22 protein-coding genes are annotated in these 17,680 nt (G+C 69.9%); 12 read left to right on the forward strand and 10 right to left on the reverse strand.

Annotated elements, in window-relative coordinates:
* The 3 genes from dnaG to rpsU form a co-directional block, all read right to left on the reverse strand.
* Positions 1–1,284: DNA primase (dnaG, locus tag CKO41_RS10545; protein ID WP_200382180.1), on the reverse strand; the 1,284-nt coding region annotated here is incomplete at its 3' end.
* A 39-nt stretch (positions 1,285–1,323) separates the two neighbouring features.
* A complete protein-coding gene (locus tag CKO41_RS10550) occupies positions 1,324–1,767 on the reverse strand; it encodes a GatB/YqeY domain-containing protein (protein WP_200254016.1) in 444 nt (147 codons plus the stop codon).
* 35 nt (positions 1,768–1,802) lie between these two features.
* On the reverse strand, positions 1,803–2,018 hold the full coding sequence (gene rpsU, locus CKO41_RS10555) for a 30S ribosomal protein S21 (RefSeq protein ID WP_200254014.1): 216 nt from the start codon (positions 2,016–2,018) through the stop codon (positions 1,803–1,805).
* Between the two features lie 378 nt (positions 2,019–2,396).
* Here rpsU and tsaD point away from each other — a divergent pair, with 378 nt between their 5' ends.
* Complete coding sequence (gene tsaD, locus CKO41_RS10560; RefSeq protein ID WP_200382181.1) at positions 2,397–3,422, forward strand: tRNA (adenosine(37)-N6)-threonylcarbamoyltransferase complex transferase subunit TsaD; 1,026 nt, start codon at positions 2,397–2,399, stop codon at positions 3,420–3,422.
* Between the two features lie 35 nt (positions 3,423–3,457).
* On the opposite strand, the gene plsY is transcribed toward tsaD, so the two are convergent.
* Complete coding sequence (plsY, locus tag CKO41_RS10565; RefSeq protein WP_200254010.1) at positions 3,458–4,063, reverse strand: glycerol-3-phosphate 1-O-acyltransferase PlsY; 606 nt, start codon at positions 4,061–4,063, stop codon at positions 3,458–3,460.
* A 128-nt stretch (positions 4,064–4,191) separates the two neighbouring features.
* Here plsY and folB point away from each other — a divergent pair, with 128 nt between their 5' ends.
* The gene (gene folB, locus CKO41_RS10570; protein WP_200382182.1) at positions 4,192–4,548 is read left to right on the forward strand and encodes a dihydroneopterin aldolase; all 357 of its coding nucleotides are present in this window, start codon (positions 4,192–4,194) and stop codon (positions 4,546–4,548) included.
* Between the two features lie 15 nt (positions 4,549–4,563).
* On the forward strand, positions 4,564–5,055 hold the full coding sequence (folK, locus tag CKO41_RS10575; protein WP_200382183.1) for a 2-amino-4-hydroxy-6-hydroxymethyldihydropteridine diphosphokinase: 492 nt from the start codon (positions 4,564–4,566) through the stop codon (positions 5,053–5,055).
* A gap of 11 nt (positions 5,056–5,066) precedes the next feature.
* On the opposite strand, the gene CKO41_RS10580 is transcribed toward folK, so the two are convergent.
* Together CKO41_RS10580 and CKO41_RS10585 are read right to left on the reverse strand one after the other, a co-directional pair.
* Positions 5,067–5,567 carry a DUF2452 domain-containing protein gene (locus tag CKO41_RS10580; protein WP_200254004.1) on the reverse strand — a complete coding sequence of 167 codons (501 nt, stop codon included), beginning with the start codon at positions 5,565–5,567 and terminating at the stop codon, positions 5,067–5,069.
* 39 nt (positions 5,568–5,606) lie between these two features.
* Entirely contained in the window at positions 5,607–6,362 is a 756-nt protein-coding gene (locus CKO41_RS10585) for a pteridine reductase (protein WP_200382184.1), read from the reverse strand.
* Between the two features lie 141 nt (positions 6,363–6,503).
* Here CKO41_RS10585 and CKO41_RS10590 point away from each other — a divergent pair, with 141 nt between their 5' ends.
* Positions 6,504–7,670: a class I SAM-dependent methyltransferase gene (locus tag CKO41_RS10590; protein WP_200382185.1), complete on the forward strand. Its 1,167-nt coding sequence runs from the start codon at positions 6,504–6,506 to the stop codon at positions 7,668–7,670.
* A gap of 45 nt (positions 7,671–7,715) precedes the next feature.
* Here the strand turns inward: CKO41_RS10590 and CKO41_RS10595 are convergent, their stop codons facing one another.
* Positions 7,716–8,633, reverse strand: coding sequence for a complex I NDUFA9 subunit family protein (locus CKO41_RS10595; RefSeq protein ID WP_200382186.1), 918 nt, complete (start codon positions 8,631–8,633; stop codon positions 7,716–7,718).
* Positions 8,634–8,775: 142 nt separating this feature from the next.
* On the opposite strand from CKO41_RS10595, the gene CKO41_RS10600 reads away from it, so the two are divergent.
* Complete coding sequence (locus tag CKO41_RS10600) at positions 8,776–9,594, forward strand: sulfite exporter TauE/SafE family protein (protein ID WP_338115565.1); 819 nt, start codon at positions 8,776–8,778, stop codon at positions 9,592–9,594.
* 180 nt (positions 9,595–9,774) lie between these two features.
* On the opposite strand, the gene CKO41_RS18925 is transcribed toward CKO41_RS10600, so the two are convergent.
* The 3 genes from CKO41_RS18925 to CKO41_RS10610 form a co-directional block, all read right to left on the reverse strand.
* A complete protein-coding gene (locus CKO41_RS18925; RefSeq protein ID WP_276568936.1) occupies positions 9,775–9,900 on the reverse strand; it encodes a hypothetical protein in 126 nt (41 codons plus the stop codon).
* A 492-nt stretch (positions 9,901–10,392) separates the two neighbouring features.
* Entirely contained in the window at positions 10,393–10,548 is a 156-nt protein-coding gene (locus CKO41_RS10605) for a hypothetical protein (protein ID WP_200255153.1), read from the reverse strand.
* 52 nt (positions 10,549–10,600) lie between these two features.
* Positions 10,601–12,058 (reverse strand): NAD(P)/FAD-dependent oxidoreductase, encoded by a 1,458-nt coding sequence (locus CKO41_RS10610; RefSeq protein WP_200382189.1) that lies wholly within the window; start codon positions 12,056–12,058, stop codon positions 10,601–10,603.
* A 458-nt stretch (positions 12,059–12,516) separates the two neighbouring features.
* On the opposite strand from CKO41_RS10610, the gene ybgC reads away from it, so the two are divergent.
* The 7 genes from ybgC to ybgF are packed head-to-tail and all read left to right on the forward strand — an operon-like array spanning position 12,517 to position 17,679.
* Positions 12,517–12,927, forward strand: coding sequence for a tol-pal system-associated acyl-CoA thioesterase (gene ybgC / locus CKO41_RS10615; protein ID WP_200382190.1), 411 nt, complete (start codon positions 12,517–12,519; stop codon positions 12,925–12,927).
* Entirely contained in the window at positions 12,924–13,613 is a 690-nt protein-coding gene (gene tolQ / locus CKO41_RS10620) for a protein TolQ (protein WP_200382191.1), read from the forward strand. The genes ybgC and tolQ overlap by 4 nt, the downstream gene beginning before the upstream one ends.
* A gap of 41 nt (positions 13,614–13,654) precedes the next feature.
* The gene (gene tolR, locus CKO41_RS10625) at positions 13,655–14,095 is read left to right on the forward strand and encodes a protein TolR (protein ID WP_200255162.1); all 441 of its coding nucleotides are present in this window, start codon (positions 13,655–13,657) and stop codon (positions 14,093–14,095) included.
* Positions 14,096–14,099: 4 nt separating this feature from the next.
* Entirely contained in the window at positions 14,100–15,041 is a 942-nt protein-coding gene (tolA, locus tag CKO41_RS10630) for a cell envelope integrity protein TolA (RefSeq protein WP_200382192.1), read from the forward strand.
* An 8-nt stretch (positions 15,042–15,049) separates the two neighbouring features.
* Positions 15,050–16,342 (forward strand): Tol-Pal system beta propeller repeat protein TolB, encoded by a 1,293-nt coding sequence (gene tolB, locus CKO41_RS10635; protein ID WP_200382193.1) that lies wholly within the window; start codon positions 15,050–15,052, stop codon positions 16,340–16,342.
* A 10-nt stretch (positions 16,343–16,352) separates the two neighbouring features.
* Positions 16,353–16,874, forward strand: a complete 522-nt coding sequence (pal, locus tag CKO41_RS10640; protein WP_200382194.1) for a peptidoglycan-associated lipoprotein Pal — start codon at positions 16,353–16,355, stop codon at positions 16,872–16,874.
* A 1-nt stretch (position 16,875) separates the two neighbouring features.
* Complete coding sequence (gene ybgF / locus CKO41_RS10645; RefSeq protein WP_200382196.1) at positions 16,876–17,679, forward strand: tol-pal system protein YbgF; 804 nt, start codon at positions 16,876–16,878, stop codon at positions 17,677–17,679.
* The last annotated feature ends 1 nt before the right edge of the window (position 17,680 follow it).

The following is a 17,680-nucleotide window of genomic DNA, read 5'->3' on the forward strand; positions in this document are numbered from 1 at the left end:
GGGCTGGGCCGCGGGGAGGTAGCGGCTCGGCAGGCGCGCGAGTTCGGCGAGCCGGTCCAGCAGCAGTTGCTTGTAGAGGCTCGGTGGCAGGTCCTTCAGCAGCGGTTCGGCGAGCGCGGCGAGCCGGGCGCGGCCCTCGGCGCTCGCGAGGTCGACCTGGCGCGTCAGGTGTTCGAAGAGGACGTCGGACAAGGGTGTGGCGGCCGCGAGGCGCTGCTCGAGCCCGTCGCGGCCCTCGCGGCGCACGAGGGTGTCCGGATCTTCCCCCTCGGGCAGGAAGAGGAAGCGGATCTGTTGCTGGCCGGTCGCCTGGGGCAGGGCGGTCTGCAGGGCCTTCCAGGCCGCCTCGCGCCCGGCGCGGTCGCCGTCGAAGCAGAAGATCAGCTCCGGGGCGCTCCTCAGCAGGCGGCGCAGGTGCTCGGGGGTCGTCGCCGTGCCGAGGGTCGCGACGGCATAGGGGATCCCGAACTGGGCCAGCGCGATGACGTCCATGTAGCCTTCGACGATCAACAGGCGATCGAGGGCGCGACGCTGCTGGTGGGTCTCGTAGAGGCCGTAGAGCGCCTGACCCTTGTGGAAGAGGGCCGTCTCCGGGGAATTGAGGTACTTGGGCCTTTGATCGCCGAGCACGCGGCCGCCGAAGCCGATCACCCGCCCGCGCTGGTCGCGGATCGGGAACATGATGCGATCGCGAAAGCGGTCGTAGCGTCGTCCCTGTTCGTGCTCGGCCAAGAGGCCGGCCTGGGCGAGGCGCTCTTGGGCGTCGCGGTCATGACCGAGGCGCTCGCGGAGAAAGTCCCAGCCCTCGGGGGCATAGCCGAGGCCGAAGCGCTCGATGATCTCGTCGCTGAGGCCCCGCCGGCTCAGATAGTCGCGGGCCGCCCGGCTGCTGGGGTGCTCGCGCAGCTGGCGGCGATAGAGGTCCGCGGCACGTTGCAGCGTCTCGTAAAGGGGCGTCAGGTCGGGGCCGCGCGGGGCCTGGTCGTCGAGCGGCAGCTCGACGCCGGCCTGGTGGGCGAGTTCCTCGACGGCCTCGCGGAAGCCCAGCCGCTCGTACTCCATCAAGAAGCCGATCGCCGAGCCGTGGGCGCCGCAGCCGAAGCAGTGATAGAACTGCTTCTCGCGGCTGACCGTGAAGGAGGGGGTCTTCTCGTCGTGAAACGGGCAGCGGGCCTGGAATTCCTTGCCGGCCTTGCGCAGCTGGAGGCGACGGGAGATCACATCGACGATGTCGACCCGCGCGAGGAGGTCGTCGATGAACTCGTGGGGGATTCTGCCGGCCATACGAAGAAAGCTAGCAGAAAGGGCGGGGCGGCGCCGTCGTCAGCTCCCGAGCCGTTGCTTCACCATCGCGCTGACGGCGCCCATGTCGGCGCGTCCCTGGACCTGGGGGCGCAGCTCGGCCATCACCTTGCCCATGTCCTTCATCGATTCGGCGCCGGTGGCGGTGATCGCCGCGGCGACGAGATCGGCCAATGCCTGCTCGTCGAGCGCCTCGGGGAGATATTGCTGGCAGACCTCGATCTCGTAGCGCTCGACCTCGGCGAGATCCTCGCGCCCCGCCTGCTCGTACTGGGTGACCGAGTCGCGGCGCTGCTTGACCATCTTGTCGAGGACGGCGAGGGTCTGGCTGTCGTCGAGTTCGACGCGCTCATCGACCTCGCGCTGCTTGATCGCCGCGAGGATGAGCCGGATGACGCCCAGGCGACGCTTGTCGCCGGCCTTCATCGCGGCCTTCATGTCGTCTTGGATGCGCTGCTTGAGCATGACGCGGGGCTGGGCGCTCGACGATGAGGCGGCGCTCAGTAGGCGCGCTCCCAGCGGCGGGCCTCGCGCTGGAGCTTCTTGTGATGACGCTTGACGGCCGCGGCCTTCTTGCGCTTGCGCTCGGAGGTGGGCTTTTCATAGAACTCGCGGCGACGGACCTCGGCGAGCACGCCGGCCTTTTCGCAGGAGCGCTTGAAACGGCGCATGGCGACTTCGAAGGGTTCGTTCTCTTTCACGCGGACGCTAGGCATAGATTGTCCTACTTGGGGTTTTCCTGGGCCGTCTTCGGGTCGAAAAAAGAACTGGAATTCTACACAAGGACGAAAGGAATGCAAAGTGGCCAACGCGGTGGGCGCTACAGGCGGTTGGCCCGCGGGGGCACTGCCGCTAGTCTAGTCCGATTCGCCCGCGCGGTCGCCTGATGGGGACCTTGAAAAATTGCCATCCGGGCGATTTTTCAAGACGCGAACCGAAAATGCGATTTTCGCTTCGCTTCATGTTCAGTCGCTTAGGCGACTGAACATGGCGGGGGCATCCTTGCCCCGCGCGGGCACCTTGAATTTTTCAAGGTGCCCTGATGCCTGCGGGGCCCCATCTCAATCCTCATAACAGTCGGATCGGTCCAACCTATGCGAGTCCTCGGCATCGAAACCTCCTGCGACGAGACGGGGGTCGCCGTCTACGACGGCGAGCGCGGCCTGGTGGCCAACGCCGTCTACAGCCAGGTCGAGATCCACGCCGAATACGGCGGCGTGGTCCCGGAGCTCGCCTCGCGCGACCATGTGCGCAAGACCCTGCCGCTCGTGCGCCAGGTGCTCGCCGAGGCGGGGCTCGCCGCCGGCGATATCGACGGCATCGCCTACACGGCTGGCCCGGGCCTGATCGGCGCCCTGTTGGTCGGCGCCGCGCTCGGGCGCAGCCTCGCCTGGGCCTGGGGGGTGCCGGCGCTCGGCGTCCACCACATGGAGGGGCACCTGCTCGCGCCGCTCCTCGAAGAGCCGGCCCCGGCCTTCCCCTTCGTCGCGCTGCTCGTCTCCGGCGGTCACACGCAGCTCGTCGACGTCGCCGGGGTCGGGCGCTACCGGATCCTCGGCGAGTCGCTCGACGATGCGGCCGGCGAGGCCTTCGACAAGACGGCCAAGATCCTCGAGCTGCCCTATCCGGGCGGGCCGAACCTCGCCCGGCTCGCCGAGCGGGGCGATCCGCGACGCTACCGGTTCCCGCGACCGATGACCGACCGCCCGGGGCTTGACTTCAGCTTCAGCGGCCTGAAGACCTTCACGCTGCAGACGCTCAACGAAGAACTGCCGCGTGCGGCGGATCGCGCGCAGACCCGTGCCGACATCGCCCGGGCCTTCGAGGAGGCGGTCGTCGACACCCTCGTCATCAAGTGCCGGCGGGCCGTGCGCGAAGGCGGCCGGCGGCGCCTGATCCTGGCCGGCGGGGTCAGCGCCAATCGGCGGCTGCGCGAGCGGATGGGGCAGATGATGGCCGAGGAGGGCGGTGAGGTCTTCTATCCGCGCCTCGGGCTCTGCACCGACAACGGGGCGATGATCGCCTTCGCCGGCTGGCAGCGGCTGCGCACCGGGCAGTGCGAGCCGCTGGCCTTCAGCCCGCGGGCGCGCTGGCCGATGACCAGCCTGCCGCCGGTGTGAGTCGCCCTGAAGCGGCTTGACAGCCGAGGGGGTGGTCAGTCCTCGGGCTCGGCATCGAGCTGGATGCGGCCCTCGGCGCCGTTCAGCAGGTTGCGGATATTGGTGCGGTGGCGCCAGAAGAGGAGCAGGCTGATCAGGAACTGGCCGCCGACCAGGGCCGGCTCGGGCCAGAAGATCCAGACGATCAGCGGCGCCAGGGCCATCGAGATCAGGGCCGAGAGCGAGGAGATCTTCAGGACCTTGGCGACGAACAGCCAGATGGCGGCGACGCTGAGGCCGATCGGCCAGTAGAGACCCAGCTGCACGCCGAGGGCCGTGGCGACGCCCTTGCCCCCCTGGAAGCCGAAGAAGACCGGGTAGAGGTGGCCGAGGAAGGCCGCCAGGCCGACGGCCGCGAGGCCCGTCGGCCCGAGCCCGAGCAGGTGCCCGGCGAGCATCGGCAGCAGGCCCTTGAGGCTGTCGCCGAGCAGCGTGATGGCCGCGGCCCGCTTGCCGCCGAAGCGCAGGACGTTGGTCGCCCCTGGGTTGTTCGAGCCCTGGGTGCGCGGATCCGGCAGCCCCATCAGGCGGCAGACGACGATGGCGCTCGAGACCGAACCGAGCAGATAGGCGGCGCCGACGAGCAGGATGGCAGTGATCATGGCGCACATTGGAATCGCAAACCCGGGGCCGGTCAAGCGAGCCGCAAGCCGCACCGCCTGCCGGGCTTGCAATATGGCGGGCGTCCCACACCTTGGCGAAGGTTTTCCCTGACGACCGGAGGCACGGCATGGATCTGGTTTTTCTGCGCGGACTGCGCATCGAGACCGTCATCGGCATCTACGACTGGGAGAAGGCGATCCGGCAGTCGGTCGTCCTGGATCTGGAGATGGGTGCCGACGTGGCCCGGGCCGCGGCGACCGACCACATCGCCGATGCCCTCGACTACAAGGCCGTCGCCAAGCGCCTCAAGCAGTTCGTCGGCGAGGGGCGCTTCGAGCTGGTCGAGACGCTGGCCGAGCGCTGTGCCGAGATCGTCCGTGAGGAGTTCGGCGTACCCTGGGTGCGACTCACCGTCAACAAGGCGGGTGCCGTCACCGACGCCGAGGGTGTCGGCGTGATCATCGAGCGCGGCGTGCGCCCCTGAGCCGGCCGCGCGCCCGTGCCTTGGGTCTGGGTCAGCCTCGGCAGCAACCTCGATCGCGACGCGAGTCTGCGCGGGGCCGTGCGCCGCCTGCGCGCGGTGGCCGGCGATCCGGTCCTGTCGTCGGTCTACGAGAGCGCCGCCGTCGGCGCCGCCGGGCCACCCTTCTACAACCTGGTGGCCGGCTTCGAGACCGATCTCGGGGTCGCGGCCATCAACGATTGGCTGCGCGCCATCGAGACCGCCTTCGGCCGTGAGCGGGGCGCCGACAAGAACGCCCCGCGCACGCTCGACCTGGATCTGCTGACCTACGGCGAGCGGGTCGGCGTGATCGACGGCTATGCCCTGCCGCGCGCCGACATCCTGCAATACGCCTTCGTCCTGGCCCCGCTCGCCGAGGTCGCGCCGCACGAACGGCATCCGTTCGACGGCCGCACCTATGCCGAGCTCTGGGCCGTCTTCCCCCAGGCCGAACAGCCGCTCGAGCGCGTCGCGTTCTCGTTCGATTGAGGGCGCGCCCGTCAGTCGCCGCCCGCGAGGCCGCCGATGCGCAGCAACTGCCCGATCATCGCGCCCGTGTCGTCGTCGTCGGCGAGGCGTTCGGCCGGGGTCCAGCTGTAGTCGTTCTCCAGGCGATAGGAACCGACGAATGCGTGCGGCGGGGTCTCGCCCCAGTCGGTCGGTGAGAGCATCGAGAAGAAGGTGCGCCCGTCGGCGCGTCGGTACAGGTGGTAGACCTGGCCCGGGCGGCGCTTGAAGTGACACTCGGCGTGGGTCAGCGCCTGTTCCTCGCGGGCCTCGTCGAGCACCTTGCGGGCCTCGGCCTGGAGCGCCTTGATCTGATCGGCGATCACGCGCAGCTTGGCGCCGGTGCGGGCGCCGAGCAGGCCCTCGGCGCGGGCGATCTCGGCGGCGAGCTCCGGGGCCTGGAAGGCCGGGGCGAGGCGGCTCGTCGGGTAGGGTGCGCTGTGCTCCGGGCCGACGTGCGGCACGGCTTGGTTGGTCTCGTCGTGGGTCGTCATGGCGGGCTCCTCAGAGGTCCGGGGGGCGATCCGGGGCGCCTATTGCTGGATCGTGCGGCCCCCGTCGACGGCCAGGATCTGGCCGGTCACATAGTCGGCGTCGCGCACCAGATAGAGGATGGCGCGGGCGATGTCGCGCGGGTCGCCGGCGCGGCGCAGGGCGGTGCGGGCGAGGATCTCGTCGCGGGCCGCCTCGTCGAGCCCCTGCTCGGGCCATAGGATGGCCCCGGGGGCGACCCCGTTGACGCGCACCTCGGGGCCGAGCGCACGGGCCAAAGCCTTGACCATCATCGCATTGCCGGCCTTGGCCATCGAGTAGATCGGGTGGTCGGCGAGCGGGCGCTCGGCGTGGATGTCGACCAGGTTGACGATGCAGCCGCCGGCCTCGCGCAGGAGCGGCGCGGCCTGCTGGGCGAGGAAGAAGGGCGCCTTCATGTTGATGTCGACGAGCTCGTCCCACTGCGCCTCGCCGGCCGCGGCGAGCGGTGTCGGGTAGAAGGCCGAGGCGTTGTTGACCAGCAGGTCGAGCCGGCCGCGGAAGGCGCGGATCTGGCGGAACAGGTCGGGGAACGCGGCGCAGCGGCGCAGGTCGGCCTGCACCAAGAGGACCGAACTCGGCCGCATCCGGTCGAGGTCGCGGGCGAGCGCCTCGGCGGCGTCGCGCGACTGGCCGTAGTGCAGGACGATGTCCATCCCCTCCTCGTGGAGCTGGCGTGCCACGGCGGCGCCGATGCGTCGCGCCGCGCCCGTGATGAAGGCGACCTTGTTGGCGAGGGGCGACGGGGTTGGCGCCAAGGGTGACCTCCGGGTGTAATGCACGATGGATCGCAGGGGCTCGGTCGGGACGCTCGCAAGGCCGCCCCTCGGGGTCCCCTGAAGGATGCCCCGATTCTAACGCAGGGGCGATCGGCAACCCACCCGAGAGGAGCCTTCGAGATGCTGCGCACCCCGCCCGACGACCTGGACGAGGTCGCCCGAGCCCACAGCGAGGCGCTGGCCGAGCGGATCCGCGCGGAGGCGGCCGCGGCCGGCGGGGCGCTGGCCTTCGACCGCTTCATGGAGTTGGCCCTCTATGCCCCGGGGCTCGGCTACTACATGGCCGGGGCTCGCAAGCTGGGTGCCGCTGGGGACTTCGTCACCGCCCCCGAGCTCTCGCCGCTGTTCGCCCGCTGCTTGGCGCGCCAGTGCCTCGAGGCGCTGGCGGCGCTCGGGGGCGGCGATGTCCTCGAGTTCGGCGCCGGCAGCGGCGCCCTGGCTGCCGAGCTGCTGGCCCAACTCGAGCGCGACGGTGCGTTGCCGGGGCGCTATCTGATCCTGGAGCTCAGCCCCGATCTGCAACGGCGCCAGGCCGAGCGGATCGCCGCCCGGGTGCCGCACCTGGTGGGGCGTGTGACCTGGCTCGCGACCCTGCCGAGCGGCCTGCGCGGGGTCGTCTTGGCCAACGAGGTCCTCGATGCGATGCCGGTCCATCGCTTCGCGATTCGTGCCGACGGCACGCCCGGTGAGATCCTGGTGCGCCCCGCGGGCGCGGACTTCGAGGGGCTGGTCGAGGCACCCCGCTCGCCGGGCCTCGCGGCCGCCGTGCAGGCCCTTCAGGCCGAGGGGCTGGCCCGCGCCCCCGGCTACCGCGGTGAGCTCAACCTGCGCCTCGCGCCCTGGCTCGCGGCCCTCGCGGCGGCCATCGAGCAGGCCCTGGTGCTGCTGATCGACTACGGCTACCCGCGCCGCGAGCTCTACAGCGTCGAGCGCCCGATGGGGACCCTGCTCTGTCACTATCGCCACGGCATCGAGGCCGACCCCTATCGACGCATCGGCCTCCAGGACATCACCGCCCACGTCGACTTCACGGCCGTCGCCGAGGGTGGCGCCGCGGCCGGTCTGGCGCTCGCCGGCTACGCTACCCAGGCGCACTTCCTGATCGGCTGTGGGCTCGACCGGCTGATCGCCGAGGCGAGCGAGGACCCGCTCGACCTGGCGGCCGGCGCCAAGCAGCTGGTGCTGCCCTCGGCGATGGGCGAGCGGTTCCAGGTCATGGGGCTGACCAAGGGACTGGCCGGGGATTGGTGCGGCTTCGCGTTGCGCGACCTGCGCGGGCGGTTGTAGCGGATCGCCCGCGCAGGTCGGCCCGCCCTGGTCGGCCCGGACCGCTCAGGTCCGCCGCCAGGCGAGGTACTCGGGCACGACGGCCGTGATGTCGGTGGCCTGCACGCCCAGGGCCGCCAGTCCGTCCTCGGCGCAGACGCTCGGCGTCTGCAGGGACAGGTAGTTGTCGAGCGTGAAGGGTTTGCCGGGCAGGTGCTCGAAGAGCTGTGCCTGGAGGCGCGAGAGCCGCTCGTCGAGGCCGATCACCCGGGTGCGGCGGCCGATCGTCGCGGCGGTATACTCGACGAGCTCCTGCAGCGTGAAGGCACGCGGCCCGCAGAGCGGATAGCGCCGCCCGTGGGTCGCTGGGTCGTCGAGGGCGCCCGTCATCGCCGCGACCAGGTCGCCGACGTAGAGGGGGGCGAAGCGGGCCTGCGGGCAGGCGAGCGGGAAGAGGCCGGGCGAGACCCGCAGCAGCGACGCGAAGCGATTGAAGAAGTGATCTCCGCGGCCGAAGATCACCGACGGTTGGAAGCTCGTGACGGCCATCGTGCGACCGCCCTCGGCGTGGGCGAGGTCCTCGCCGGCGCCCTTGCTGCGCAGATAGCGGCTGGCCCCGCCGGTCGCATCGGCATTCAGCGCGCTCATCTGCAGGAAGCGTCCGACGCCGGCCGCCTGGGCGGCCGCGATCAGGCGTGCGACGAGTTCGACATGGACGCGTTCGAAGGTGTCCGCCCCGGTCTCATTGAGGATGCCGACCAGGTTGACGAGGGTGCCGCAGCCGGCCAGGTGGCCGGCGAGGGCGTCCGGGTCGAATGGGTCGACGCCGCGCACATCGAGGCCGGGGATCAGGCGCAGGTCCCGGTGGCGCTCGGGCCGGCGGACCAGGAGGCGGCACGGGTGGCCGTCGCGGGCGAGCCGATGGATCAGGTGCCGACCGACGAAGCCGGTAGCGCCGATGAGGCAAATGGGGGTCTCTTTCATTGTTCAGCTTGGCGTTCGTGACGAGGTCGAGGGGGAGCGTCGCTGCGTCCGGTCCTGCGGGCGGGCGCTGGCCGGTCCATTATCGCCCGACGGGTCCTGTCCCGGGCAAGGCCGATCGGCCGCGGTGCGGCGGGGGGGCGGCGTGAGCGGGGGCGATCTGGTCGGCCAGTCGGCCCTCTACCTGGCGGCCTACCTGGTCACGGGGCTGGTCGCCGGGGTCATGGCCGGGCTGCTCGGCGTCGGTGGCGGGGTCGTCATCGTGCCGGTGCTGATCTTCCTCTTCGCCTACCAGGGGTTTCCGCCCGAATGGATCCCGCACCTGGCGGTCGGCACCTCGCTCGCGACCATCATCGGCACAGGCGCCGCCTCGGTGCATGCCCATCACCGTCGGGGCGCGGTGCGCTGGGACCTGGTGCGTGCCCTCGCCCCCGGCATCGTCGTCGGGGCCTGGCTCGGGGCGGCCATCGCCGGGCTCCTGCCCGAGGTCTGGCTGAAGCGGGTCTTCGCCCTGTTCCTGCTCTTCGTCGGCCTGCGGATGCTCGCTCGTCGCACCGCCGCGGCGGCGGGGCGGCTGCCAGGCGGCGCCCGGCTCTTCGCGGCCGGTACCGGCATCGGCACCCTGTCGGCGCTGGTCGGGATCGGCGGGGGCACCCTGACGGTGCCCTTGCTTGGGCGCGGCGGCGTCGATCTGCGCCAGGCCGTCGCGACCTCGAGCGCCTGCGGCGTGCCGCTGGCGCTGGCCGGGGCGCTCGGCTTCATCGTCGTCGGCTGGGCGCGCGCCGGGCTGCCGCCGGCGACTACCGGCTTCGTCTACTGGCCGGCGGTCGTCGCGATACTCCTCGCGAGCGTCCCGGCGGCCCCGCTCGGGGCGCACCTGGCCCATACGCTGCCGGTCGCGCTGATCCGGCGCCTCTTCGGCGCCCTGCTGTTGCTGGTCGGGCTGCGGTTGCTGCTCGGATGAGGCGGGCGCGCGCGCTCGTCTGGGCGGCGCGGTGGCGAGGGGCCGGCCGGCTCGGTGGCCGGCCGACGGCGGGACGGCATCGCGCGACGGTCGGATTGGCCCTCGGCGGCCGCGAGCCGCGGAGGCGGAGTTCCGTCCCTCGGCCGATCGGCGGGGTGCCGCCCGGGTGTGATCGGGCGGTTATTCGGCCTGGGCGGCGGGTGGCGTCGGGTGCGACGGGACCCAGTCCTGCGATGGGCCACTGAACATGGCCACGGCAAGGATGAGCCAGGCGGCCATCATGACGATCAGCAGGTCTTTACTCATTACCTCAAGCTCCTTCATCGATACAGAATGATGTCGGGGTAAGTCGTCGCTCGTTCGCCGAGCGTGCGGCGGTGCCGAACGGCGGGGGTCGCCGTGCGGCCCTGAAGGGCACCTCGAAAGATACAAGCTGCCCGCGCGGGGCAAGGATGCCCCGCCATCTTCAGTCGCCTAAGCGACTGAAAATGAAGCGAGGCGGAAGTCGCATTTTCGCGTCGCGTCTTGAAACATTGCCCGGATGGCAATTCTTCAAGGTCCCCTGAAGAGACGGGAGAAGATCACGCGTCGGTGGACCCGGTCGCCTCGCTCGTGGGCGCCGTGCGCCTGGATCTGCCGGCGCGAGATCGGGATCCTGTTGGCCGTTGCCGCCTCGCCATCGGCGAAAGCGGCGGCGATGCTACGCTCGACGCGGTGCGATTTCAATGCGCGGGCAGGGTTTTCCGGCGCACGGCGGTGGGGCCTCCCTGCCCCGCCCGGGCCTCGCGTCGCCCGCCGTCATTCGGCCGAACGCATCAGGCGCAGGAACTTCAGGTTGATGACGATGAAGCGCCAGAATTGCCAGAAGAGGGAGGTGCGCATGTATCGGGTGAATCGGGTCGGTACCGGCGCATAGGAGGCCTTCTGATAGGGTTCGCGGTTCTTCGCTGCCATGATGCTGTCTCGCTGTGGGTGGGGCGAATCGCCCGGTTCTCCGGATGGCGGCTCAATCGGGGAGGATCGACCAGCCCGGCCGGAGCTTGGCCTGGTAGATGAACACGTGGTGCAGGATGTACTTCATCCAGTGTCCCGCGAGGCCGACCTCGCCGAAGGTGAGATTCATGTCGCGACCGTATTCGGGGTAGGTCTCATAGTCCGGCACGACCGGGAAGACGGTCATGGTCGCGGCCGTGCCCTTGACGATGTCCGAGCCGGTCGAGGCGAGGCAGGCGGCGCCGATCTCGGCCATCGAGGCCGTGTGCGTCGGTGCCGAGGCGCCCTTGAGCATGTCGCGGATGCTCGCCGCGACGGCCTTGCCCATGTTGGCCGAGGGCATCCCGGTGCGCGGCGGGGTCGGGCTGATCGGGGTGCCGTTGACGCTCTTCATCGGCTTGCTGATCGGGTGCGGCGGCGCGAAGGCGATGCCGACGGCGAAGATGTGCTTGTACTTCGGCGTCTGGTAGGTGCGCGGCCAGTCCGTCTTGCTCCACTCCTCGAAGGGCTTGGGCGTGTAGTCGGCATCGACCTTCATGAAGCCGTTCGGTGCGAAGACCTCGCCCGTGATGTCCTCGCCGGCCTTGTCGAAGGCCTTCAGGCCGACGCCGGCGAACGGCGGGATGAGCATCGCGAAGTCGAAGTCGAGCTCGCCCGTCGTGCCGTCGAGCAGTTCGTAGTGGATCTTGCCGGGCTCGATGCGTTGGACGTGGGCACGCGTGATCCAGCCGATGCCGCGCTCGACCATCAGCGACTCGGCGAAGATCTTGCCGCTCTGGACGTAGCCGCCGCGCTTGATGTACACGCCGCCCATGCCGAAGTCGCCGAGCTCGTACTCGTTGCTGATCCAGGTGAGGCGTGCCTTGTCACGCACCCCGGCGGCACGCAGTTCGTGGTCGATGTTGTAGATGTACTCGAAGGCGGCACCTTGGCATGTGCACATTCCGTGACCGGTGCCGACGACGATGTTGCGCTCATGGCCGGCCTTCATGTCGGCGATCATCGCCTGGAGGCGCTCGTTGGCCTCGACGGCGTGGTTCGGCAGGCATACCGAGACCGTGTAGCCGTCGTCGGGTCCGAGTCCCGGCGTGGCGCCGAAGTTCAGCTTGGGGCCGGTCGCGTTGACCAGGTAGTCGAAGTCGATGCGGGCGGTCTGCCCAGCCCGCTGCGGATCCGTGTACTCGACCATCACGTAGGGCGACTCGCTCTCCGCGCCCCCTTCGGGGTGGATCGAGACGGCCCGCGCGAGGTGGAACTCGACGCCGATCCGTTCGTAGATCGGGGCCAGGTCGAACGTCACCTGCTCCTCCTTCATCTCGCCGACCCCGACCCAGATGTTCGACGGGACCCAGTTCCACTGTGGTCTGGGGGAGACGACCACGACCTGATGCTTTTTCCCGATCCATTTGTTCAGGTATCGCGCCACTGTGTGGCCCGAGATGCCTGCGCCGAGGATGACGATGCGTGCCATAAGGGGACTCCAAGGTGATGTCGCGATTGATCGAAGTGCCCATCACGTGTCAAGTCTGATCGCTTGGGCAGGTCAGAGGGTGGTTTCCGCCATCGTGCTGGCCGTTGCCCCTCGTGGTCGAGCCGCGCAAGCCGCACGGGGCGTCCGTCCAGGGTCGTCCGCGTGGCCGATTGAAGCGCGTCTTTCTTGTGTGTTCCGCTGCTGTCTAGCGCCGTCCTGCGGGCATCGCCCGGCGGGTCGTGAAGTGGGGTGCCGACGGGACCCGTGCAACGACCGGGATCGAGAACGCCTGCGCGGCTGGACTAGCTGCGATGCTAGGCGATGCCGCCGGCCCGTCAAGGGCACCGTGGAAAATTCATGATTCTTCCCCCTCTTGGGTGCCGAGCCCGCCGTGTTCCAGTATCATCGTGTCCCTTTACTTGGAATGCCGACCTGGCAGTCGCGACGTGGCCCAAACGATGCCCTCGGCGACCTTCCGCTGGCCGATCCGTGTCTACTACGAGGATACGGATGCCGGCGGCGTCGTCTACTATGCAAACTACCTCAAATTCTTCGAGCGTGCCCGCACCGAGTGGCTGCGGGCGTTGGGTTTCGAGCAGGATGCCCTGCGCAAGCATCATGGGTTGGTTTTTGCGGTGCGCAAGGCCGCGATCGCCTATCTGACCCCGGCCCTGTTCAACGACCAACTGACGGTCACTGCGGCGATCGCCCGCTGTGGGCGGGCCGGCCTGGATTTCGAGCAAGAGATCCTGCGCGACGCAAATGGCCGTTGCTGCGCCCGGGCCGAGGTGAGCATCGCCTGTGTGCGCTTGGACGATTGGCGTCCGGCACGGATACCCGACGAGCTGTTGGAGAAGATCGCCCAATGAGCACCGAGCTTTCCTACATCGATCTGCTGCTGCATGCGAGCCTGGTGGTGCAGCTGGTCCTGCTGCTGCTGATCGGCGCCTCGGTGCTCTCCTGGGTCGTCATCTTCGATCGCGGCCGCGTGTTGCGTCAGGCACGCCGCGCCGCCGATGCCTTCGAGCGGCGCTTCTGGTCGGGCGGCGACCTCGCGGCCCTCTACCGCGATCTCGGTCAGGAGACGCAGGGCAGCCTCGGGCTCGCCGGTATCTTCCGCGCCGGTTTCAAGGAGTACGTGCGCCTGCGCAAGCTCGCCGACAGCGACCACATGGCCGTGCTGCTCGGCGCCGAGCGCTCGATGCGGGTGGCCCTGAGCCGCGATCTCGACCGGCTCGAGACCAGCCTCCCGTTCCTCGCGACGGTCGGCTCGATCAGCCCCTACGTCGGCCTGTTCGGCACCGTCTGGGGCATCATCCATGCCTTCCATTCGCTCGGCAACGTCGAGCAGGCGACTCTCGCCCTGGTCGCCCCGGGGATCTCCGAAGCCTTGGTCGCCACGGCCATCGGCCTGTTCGCGGCCATCCCGGCGGTCATCGCCTACAATCGCTACTCCAACCAGGTGGAACGGCTGAACAACCGCTACGAGGAGTTCATGGAGGAGTTTTCGACCCTGCTCCAGCGCCAGGGGCGGGCGGAGCGCGTGTCCTCCTGAGCGGCGTGCCCGCGTCATGCTGTCCACGGAGCCTTGACCCGATGCCGCTCAAACACGCCCGCAATCGCCGCCGCCTGATGGCCGAGATCAATGTCGTGCCCTATATCGACGTGATGCTCGTGCTGCTGGTGATCTTCATGGTGACCGCCCCGCTCATCACGCAGGGGGTCAAGGTCGACCTGCCCGAGGCGCGCGCCCGAATCATCGCGGGCGAGACGAGCCGGCCGGCGCTGATCACCGTCGATCAGTTCGGCGATCTCTATCTCGATGCCGGCGATCGGGGCAGCGAGCCGGTCGACGAGCGCCAACTCTTCAGCCGGCTGCGCGCGATCCTCGACGAGCGCCCCGGTACGCCCGTGATGGTCAGCGGCGACAACCAGGTCGACTACGGGCGGGTCGTCGCGGCCATGGTCGTGGCCCAGGCCGCCGGGGCGCCGCAGGTCGGCCTCATCACGCGCGCGCCGGAGCCCGGCGAACGCTGACCCGATGCGGGCCCTCTATCGCCGCTATCGGGCCGCCCTCTGGCAATCGGTCGGCCTGCATCTCGCGTTGCTCGTGTTGCTGCTGGTCGGCAACGACTGGCTGTTGCGGCCCCAGCCGACGCAGTCGGGGCCGAGGGTCGTCGACGCGACCCTCGTCGGCGACGAGGTCATGGCGGCACGGATCGCCGAGTGGCAGGCCGTGGCCGGTGTGAGCGAGCCCGAGTCGCAGCCTGAGCCTGAGCCCGAGCCCCAGCCTGAGCCCGAGCCCCAGCCTGAGCCCGAATCCGTTCTCGGGCCCCAAGAGGCGCCGGCCGAGCAGGCCATCGACGAGGCGGCCGAGCAGGCGCGGCGCGCGACCGAGGAGGCCGCCCGGCGTGAGGCCGAGGCGGTGCGGCTCGCGGCGGAGCGTGCGGCGGTCGAACGGGCACGACGTCAGGCCGAAGAAGACGCGCAACGGCGTGAAGCGGAACGTCAGGCCGCGGAGCAGACTCGGCGCGAGGCCGAGCGTCTGGCCGCAGAACGGGAGGCGGCCGAGCGCGAGGCGCGCCGCCAGGCCGAGCTCGACCGGCAGGCCCGCGACGAGGCGGCCTTGCTGCAGGCCCTCGCGGCGGAGGAGGCGGTCGTCGAGGAGAGCCGCGCGCCGCGCGGGGGCAGTGGCACGACGACGGACCTCTCGCCCTATGTCGCCGCGATCCAGGACCACGTCCGGCGGGTTTGGATCCGGCCGCCCGGCAACGCGGGTGACCCCGCATGCCTGATCGGCGTGCAGCTGGCCCCCGGCGGCGAGGTGGTTGGCGTCGATCTGGTCGAGAGCAGCGGCGACGCGGCCTATGATCGATCGGTCGTCGCCGCGATCTACAAGGCGTCGCCGCTGCCGGTGCCGTCGGGGGCGGACTTCGAGTCCTTCCGCAGATTCCGCTTCCTGTTCACACCGAAACCAAGGTAGAGCACGCCATGTATCGATCCCTGTTGCTCCTGCTCGCGCTCGCGCTCGGCGGGCTGTCTTCGGTCCGTGCCGAGCTGACCATCGAGGTCACCGGCGGTGTCGAGGGTGCCCAGCCGATCGCGGTGGTTCCGTTCGGCGCGGCCCAGGGGCTCGCCCCGCCCGTCGATGTCGCCGCCGTCATCGCTGCCGACCTGGCGCGCACCGGCCGCTTTCGGGCAATGCCGACGCGGGAGATGCTGACCACGCCGCACCGTCCCGAGCAGGTCGACCTGCGCGAGTGGCGTCTGCTCGGCATCAACAGCCTGGTCATCGGCGAGGTCGTGCCCGGCTCGCTCGCGGGCTTTCAGATCAACAGCGTCCTCTTCGACGTCTTCAGCGGCGACCAACTCGCCGCCCTGTCGATGCCGGCCAGTGCGGCCGGGATGCGCCTCGCCGCCCACCGCCTCGCCGATGCGATCTACGAGGAGTTGACTGGCCAGCAGGGCGTCTTCTCGACCCGCATCGCCTATGTCACGGTCGAGGCGGAGGGCGACGGGCGGCGCACGACGCTGCGCGTCGCCGATGCCGATGGTCACAATCCGCAGACCACCGTCTCCTCGCGCGAGCCGATCATGTCGCCGGCCTGGACCCCGGATGGGCGACGTCTCGCCTATGTCTCGTTCGAGAACGGGCGTTCCAACATCTATCTCCAGGAGCTCGCGAGCGGGCGTCGGGAGCTCCTTGCGAGCTATCGCGGCATCAACGGGTCGCCTGCGTTCTCGCCCGACGGCAACCGCCTGGCGATGACGCTGTCGAAGGATGGCAACGCCGAGATCTATGTCCTCGATCTGATCACCCGCGAGCTGCGCCGCCTTACCGACCACTATGCGATCGACACCGAGCCGGCCTTCTCGCCCGACGGCAACACGATCGTCTTCACCTCCGATCGCGGCGGCCAGCCGCAGATCTACCGGGTCTCCTCGGCCGGCGGCACGGCTGAGCGGGTGACCTTTCGTAACGACTACAACGCCCGCGCGAGCTTCGCCCCGGACGGGCGTTCGTTGGCGTTGGTTACCCGGGTGGACGGCCGCTTCCGGATCGCACGCCTCGACCTGGTACGCAACGATCTGCAACTGTTGAGCGGCGGTCCGCTCGACGAGTCGCCGAGTTTCGCGCCCAACGGCAGCATGATAATTTATGCCACTCGGCACAATGGGCGCGGCGTCCTGGCCGCCACCTCCGTCGATGGCAGCGTCACCCAGCGGCTCTCCCAGGAGGCGAGCGAGGTGCGCGAACCCGCCTGGTCCCCGTTCGTCGAGTGAGGAGAGCCCTGTGGACAGATCCGTTCGCACCGTCCTGTCGATCGCGTTGATCGCCCTGGTCCTGGGCGGCTGCGGGACCACGCCCAAGCCCCCCAAGGCCCCGGAGACCTCGTCGCCGGCCCACGGCGCAATGACCGCCGGTATCGACAGCGACCAGGCCCTCCAGCCCGCCCCCTGGGAGAATCCGACGAGCCCCATCTACCGTCGAGTCATCTATTTCGGCTACGACCGCAGCGACATACCGTCCGAGTACGTGCCGCTGTTGCGCACCCACGCCGATTGGCTTGCGAGACACCCGGACAACCGGGTCACGATCGAGGGCCATACCGACGAGCGCGGCACCCGCGAGTACAACCTCGCGCTCGGCGATCAGCGGGCCAACGCCGTGCGCCGGTTCCTGATCGCCGAGGGGGTGCGGGAGGCGCAGCTCGACACCCTGAGCTATGGCGAGGAGAAGCCCTCCAGCCCGGGCCAAGGCGAGTCGTCCTGGTCGAGAAACCGGCGCGCGGAACTGGACTACCAAGGAGGCTGAAATGCGCCCGATCCAAGGTCTCGCCCTCGTCACGCTGGTCTCCGGCGGTCTGTCGATCGTGCCGGCCGGTGCCGAGGCCCAGCTGGAGGCGCGCGTCGCGCGCCTGGAGCGGATCCTCGACAACCAGGCGCCGTCCGAGCTGTTGCTCGAGGTGCAGCGGTTGCGCCAGGAGGTCCAGGACCTGCGCGGCCAGGTCGAGACCCAGCAGCATGTCCTCGACCTCCTCCAGCGCCAACCAGCCGGCCAGCCGGAGGGTGCCGCGGCACCGTCGGACGGCCGGGGCCTGGCCGATCTCGACCTGTCGCCGCCGGGCGGCGAGCGCTGGGGTGCTGCTGAGGCGAACCGGACCGATGGCGAGGCGCTCGGCGCGGGCGCGGCCGGTGGGGTCCCGCTCCTGCCCCTGCCTGAGACCTCGGTCGGCAGCGAGCGTGAGGCCTATCAGGCCGCCTTTGGCCTCCTCAAGGAACGGCGCTACGAGGACGCCATCGCCGCCTTCGAGGCGCTGTTGCGCGACTACCCGCAGGGGCAGTACGCGGACGATGCCCTGTTCTGGCTCGGCGAGACCTACTATGTCACCCGCGACTACGCCGATGCGATCGCCCAGTACGACCGGCTGATCGCGGCCCATCCGCAGAGCGCCCGCCTACCCGGCGCCATGCTCAAGGTCGGCTATATCCATGCCGAACAGGGCCGCCCCGAGGATGCCCGCGCCGTCTTCGAGGCGATCACCGCGCGCTATCCGAACAGCAACGAGGCGCGCCAGGCGTCGGACCGGCTGGCGCGCATGGGCGACGAGGGCCGTTGAG

The organism is Thiococcus pfennigii (assembly GCF_016583835.1).
Classification (GTDB): Bacteria; Pseudomonadota; Gammaproteobacteria; order Chromatiales; family Chromatiaceae; genus Thiococcus; species Thiococcus pfennigii.

Bases quoted from the DNA above. Each gene is read 5' to 3' on its own strand.
- ybgC (WP_200382190.1), top strand. From the start codon at position 12,517: ATGCCCTCGGCGACCTTCCGCTGGCCGATCCGTGTCTACTACGAGGAT.
- folB (WP_200382182.1), top strand. From the start codon at position 4,192: ATGGATCTGGTTTTTCTGCGCGGACTGCGCATCGAGACCGTCATCGGC.
- tsaD (WP_200382181.1), top strand. From the start codon at position 2,397: ATGCGAGTCCTCGGCATCGAAACCTCCTGCGACGAGACGGGGGTCGCC.
- tolR (WP_200255162.1), top strand. From the start codon at position 13,655: ATGCCGCTCAAACACGCCCGCAATCGCCGCCGCCTGATGGCCGAGATC.
- CKO41_RS10595 (WP_200382186.1), bottom strand. From the start codon at position 8,633: ATGAAAGAGACCCCCATTTGCCTCATCGGCGCTACCGGCTTCGTCGGT.
- tolA (WP_200382192.1), top strand. From the start codon at position 14,100: ATGCGGGCCCTCTATCGCCGCTATCGGGCCGCCCTCTGGCAATCGGTC.
- CKO41_RS10590 (WP_200382185.1), top strand. From the start codon at position 6,504: ATGCTGCGCACCCCGCCCGACGACCTGGACGAGGTCGCCCGAGCCCAC.
- CKO41_RS18925 (WP_276568936.1), bottom strand. From the start codon at position 9,900: ATGAGTAAAGACCTGCTGATCGTCATGATGGCCGCCTGGCTCATCCTT.
- ybgF (WP_200382196.1), top strand. From the start codon at position 16,876: ATGCGCCCGATCCAAGGTCTCGCCCTCGTCACGCTGGTCTCCGGCGGT.
- CKO41_RS10605 (WP_200255153.1), bottom strand. From the start codon at position 10,548: ATGGCAGCGAAGAACCGCGAACCCTATCAGAAGGCCTCCTATGCGCCG.
- rpsU (WP_200254014.1), bottom strand. From the start codon at position 2,018: ATGCCTAGCGTCCGCGTGAAAGAGAACGAACCCTTCGAAGTCGCCATG.
- CKO41_RS10580 (WP_200254004.1), bottom strand. From the start codon at position 5,567: ATGACGACCCACGACGAGACCAACCAAGCCGTGCCGCACGTCGGCCCG.
- tolB (WP_200382193.1), top strand. From the start codon at position 15,050: ATGTATCGATCCCTGTTGCTCCTGCTCGCGCTCGCGCTCGGCGGGCTG.
- tolQ (WP_200382191.1), top strand. From the start codon at position 12,924: ATGAGCACCGAGCTTTCCTACATCGATCTGCTGCTGCATGCGAGCCTG.
- plsY (WP_200254010.1), bottom strand. From the start codon at position 4,063: ATGATCACTGCCATCCTGCTCGTCGGCGCCGCCTATCTGCTCGGTTCG.
- CKO41_RS10550 (WP_200254016.1), bottom strand. From the start codon at position 1,767: ATGCTCAAGCAGCGCATCCAAGACGACATGAAGGCCGCGATGAAGGCC.
- CKO41_RS10610 (WP_200382189.1), bottom strand. From the start codon at position 12,058: ATGGCACGCATCGTCATCCTCGGCGCAGGCATCTCGGGCCACACAGTG.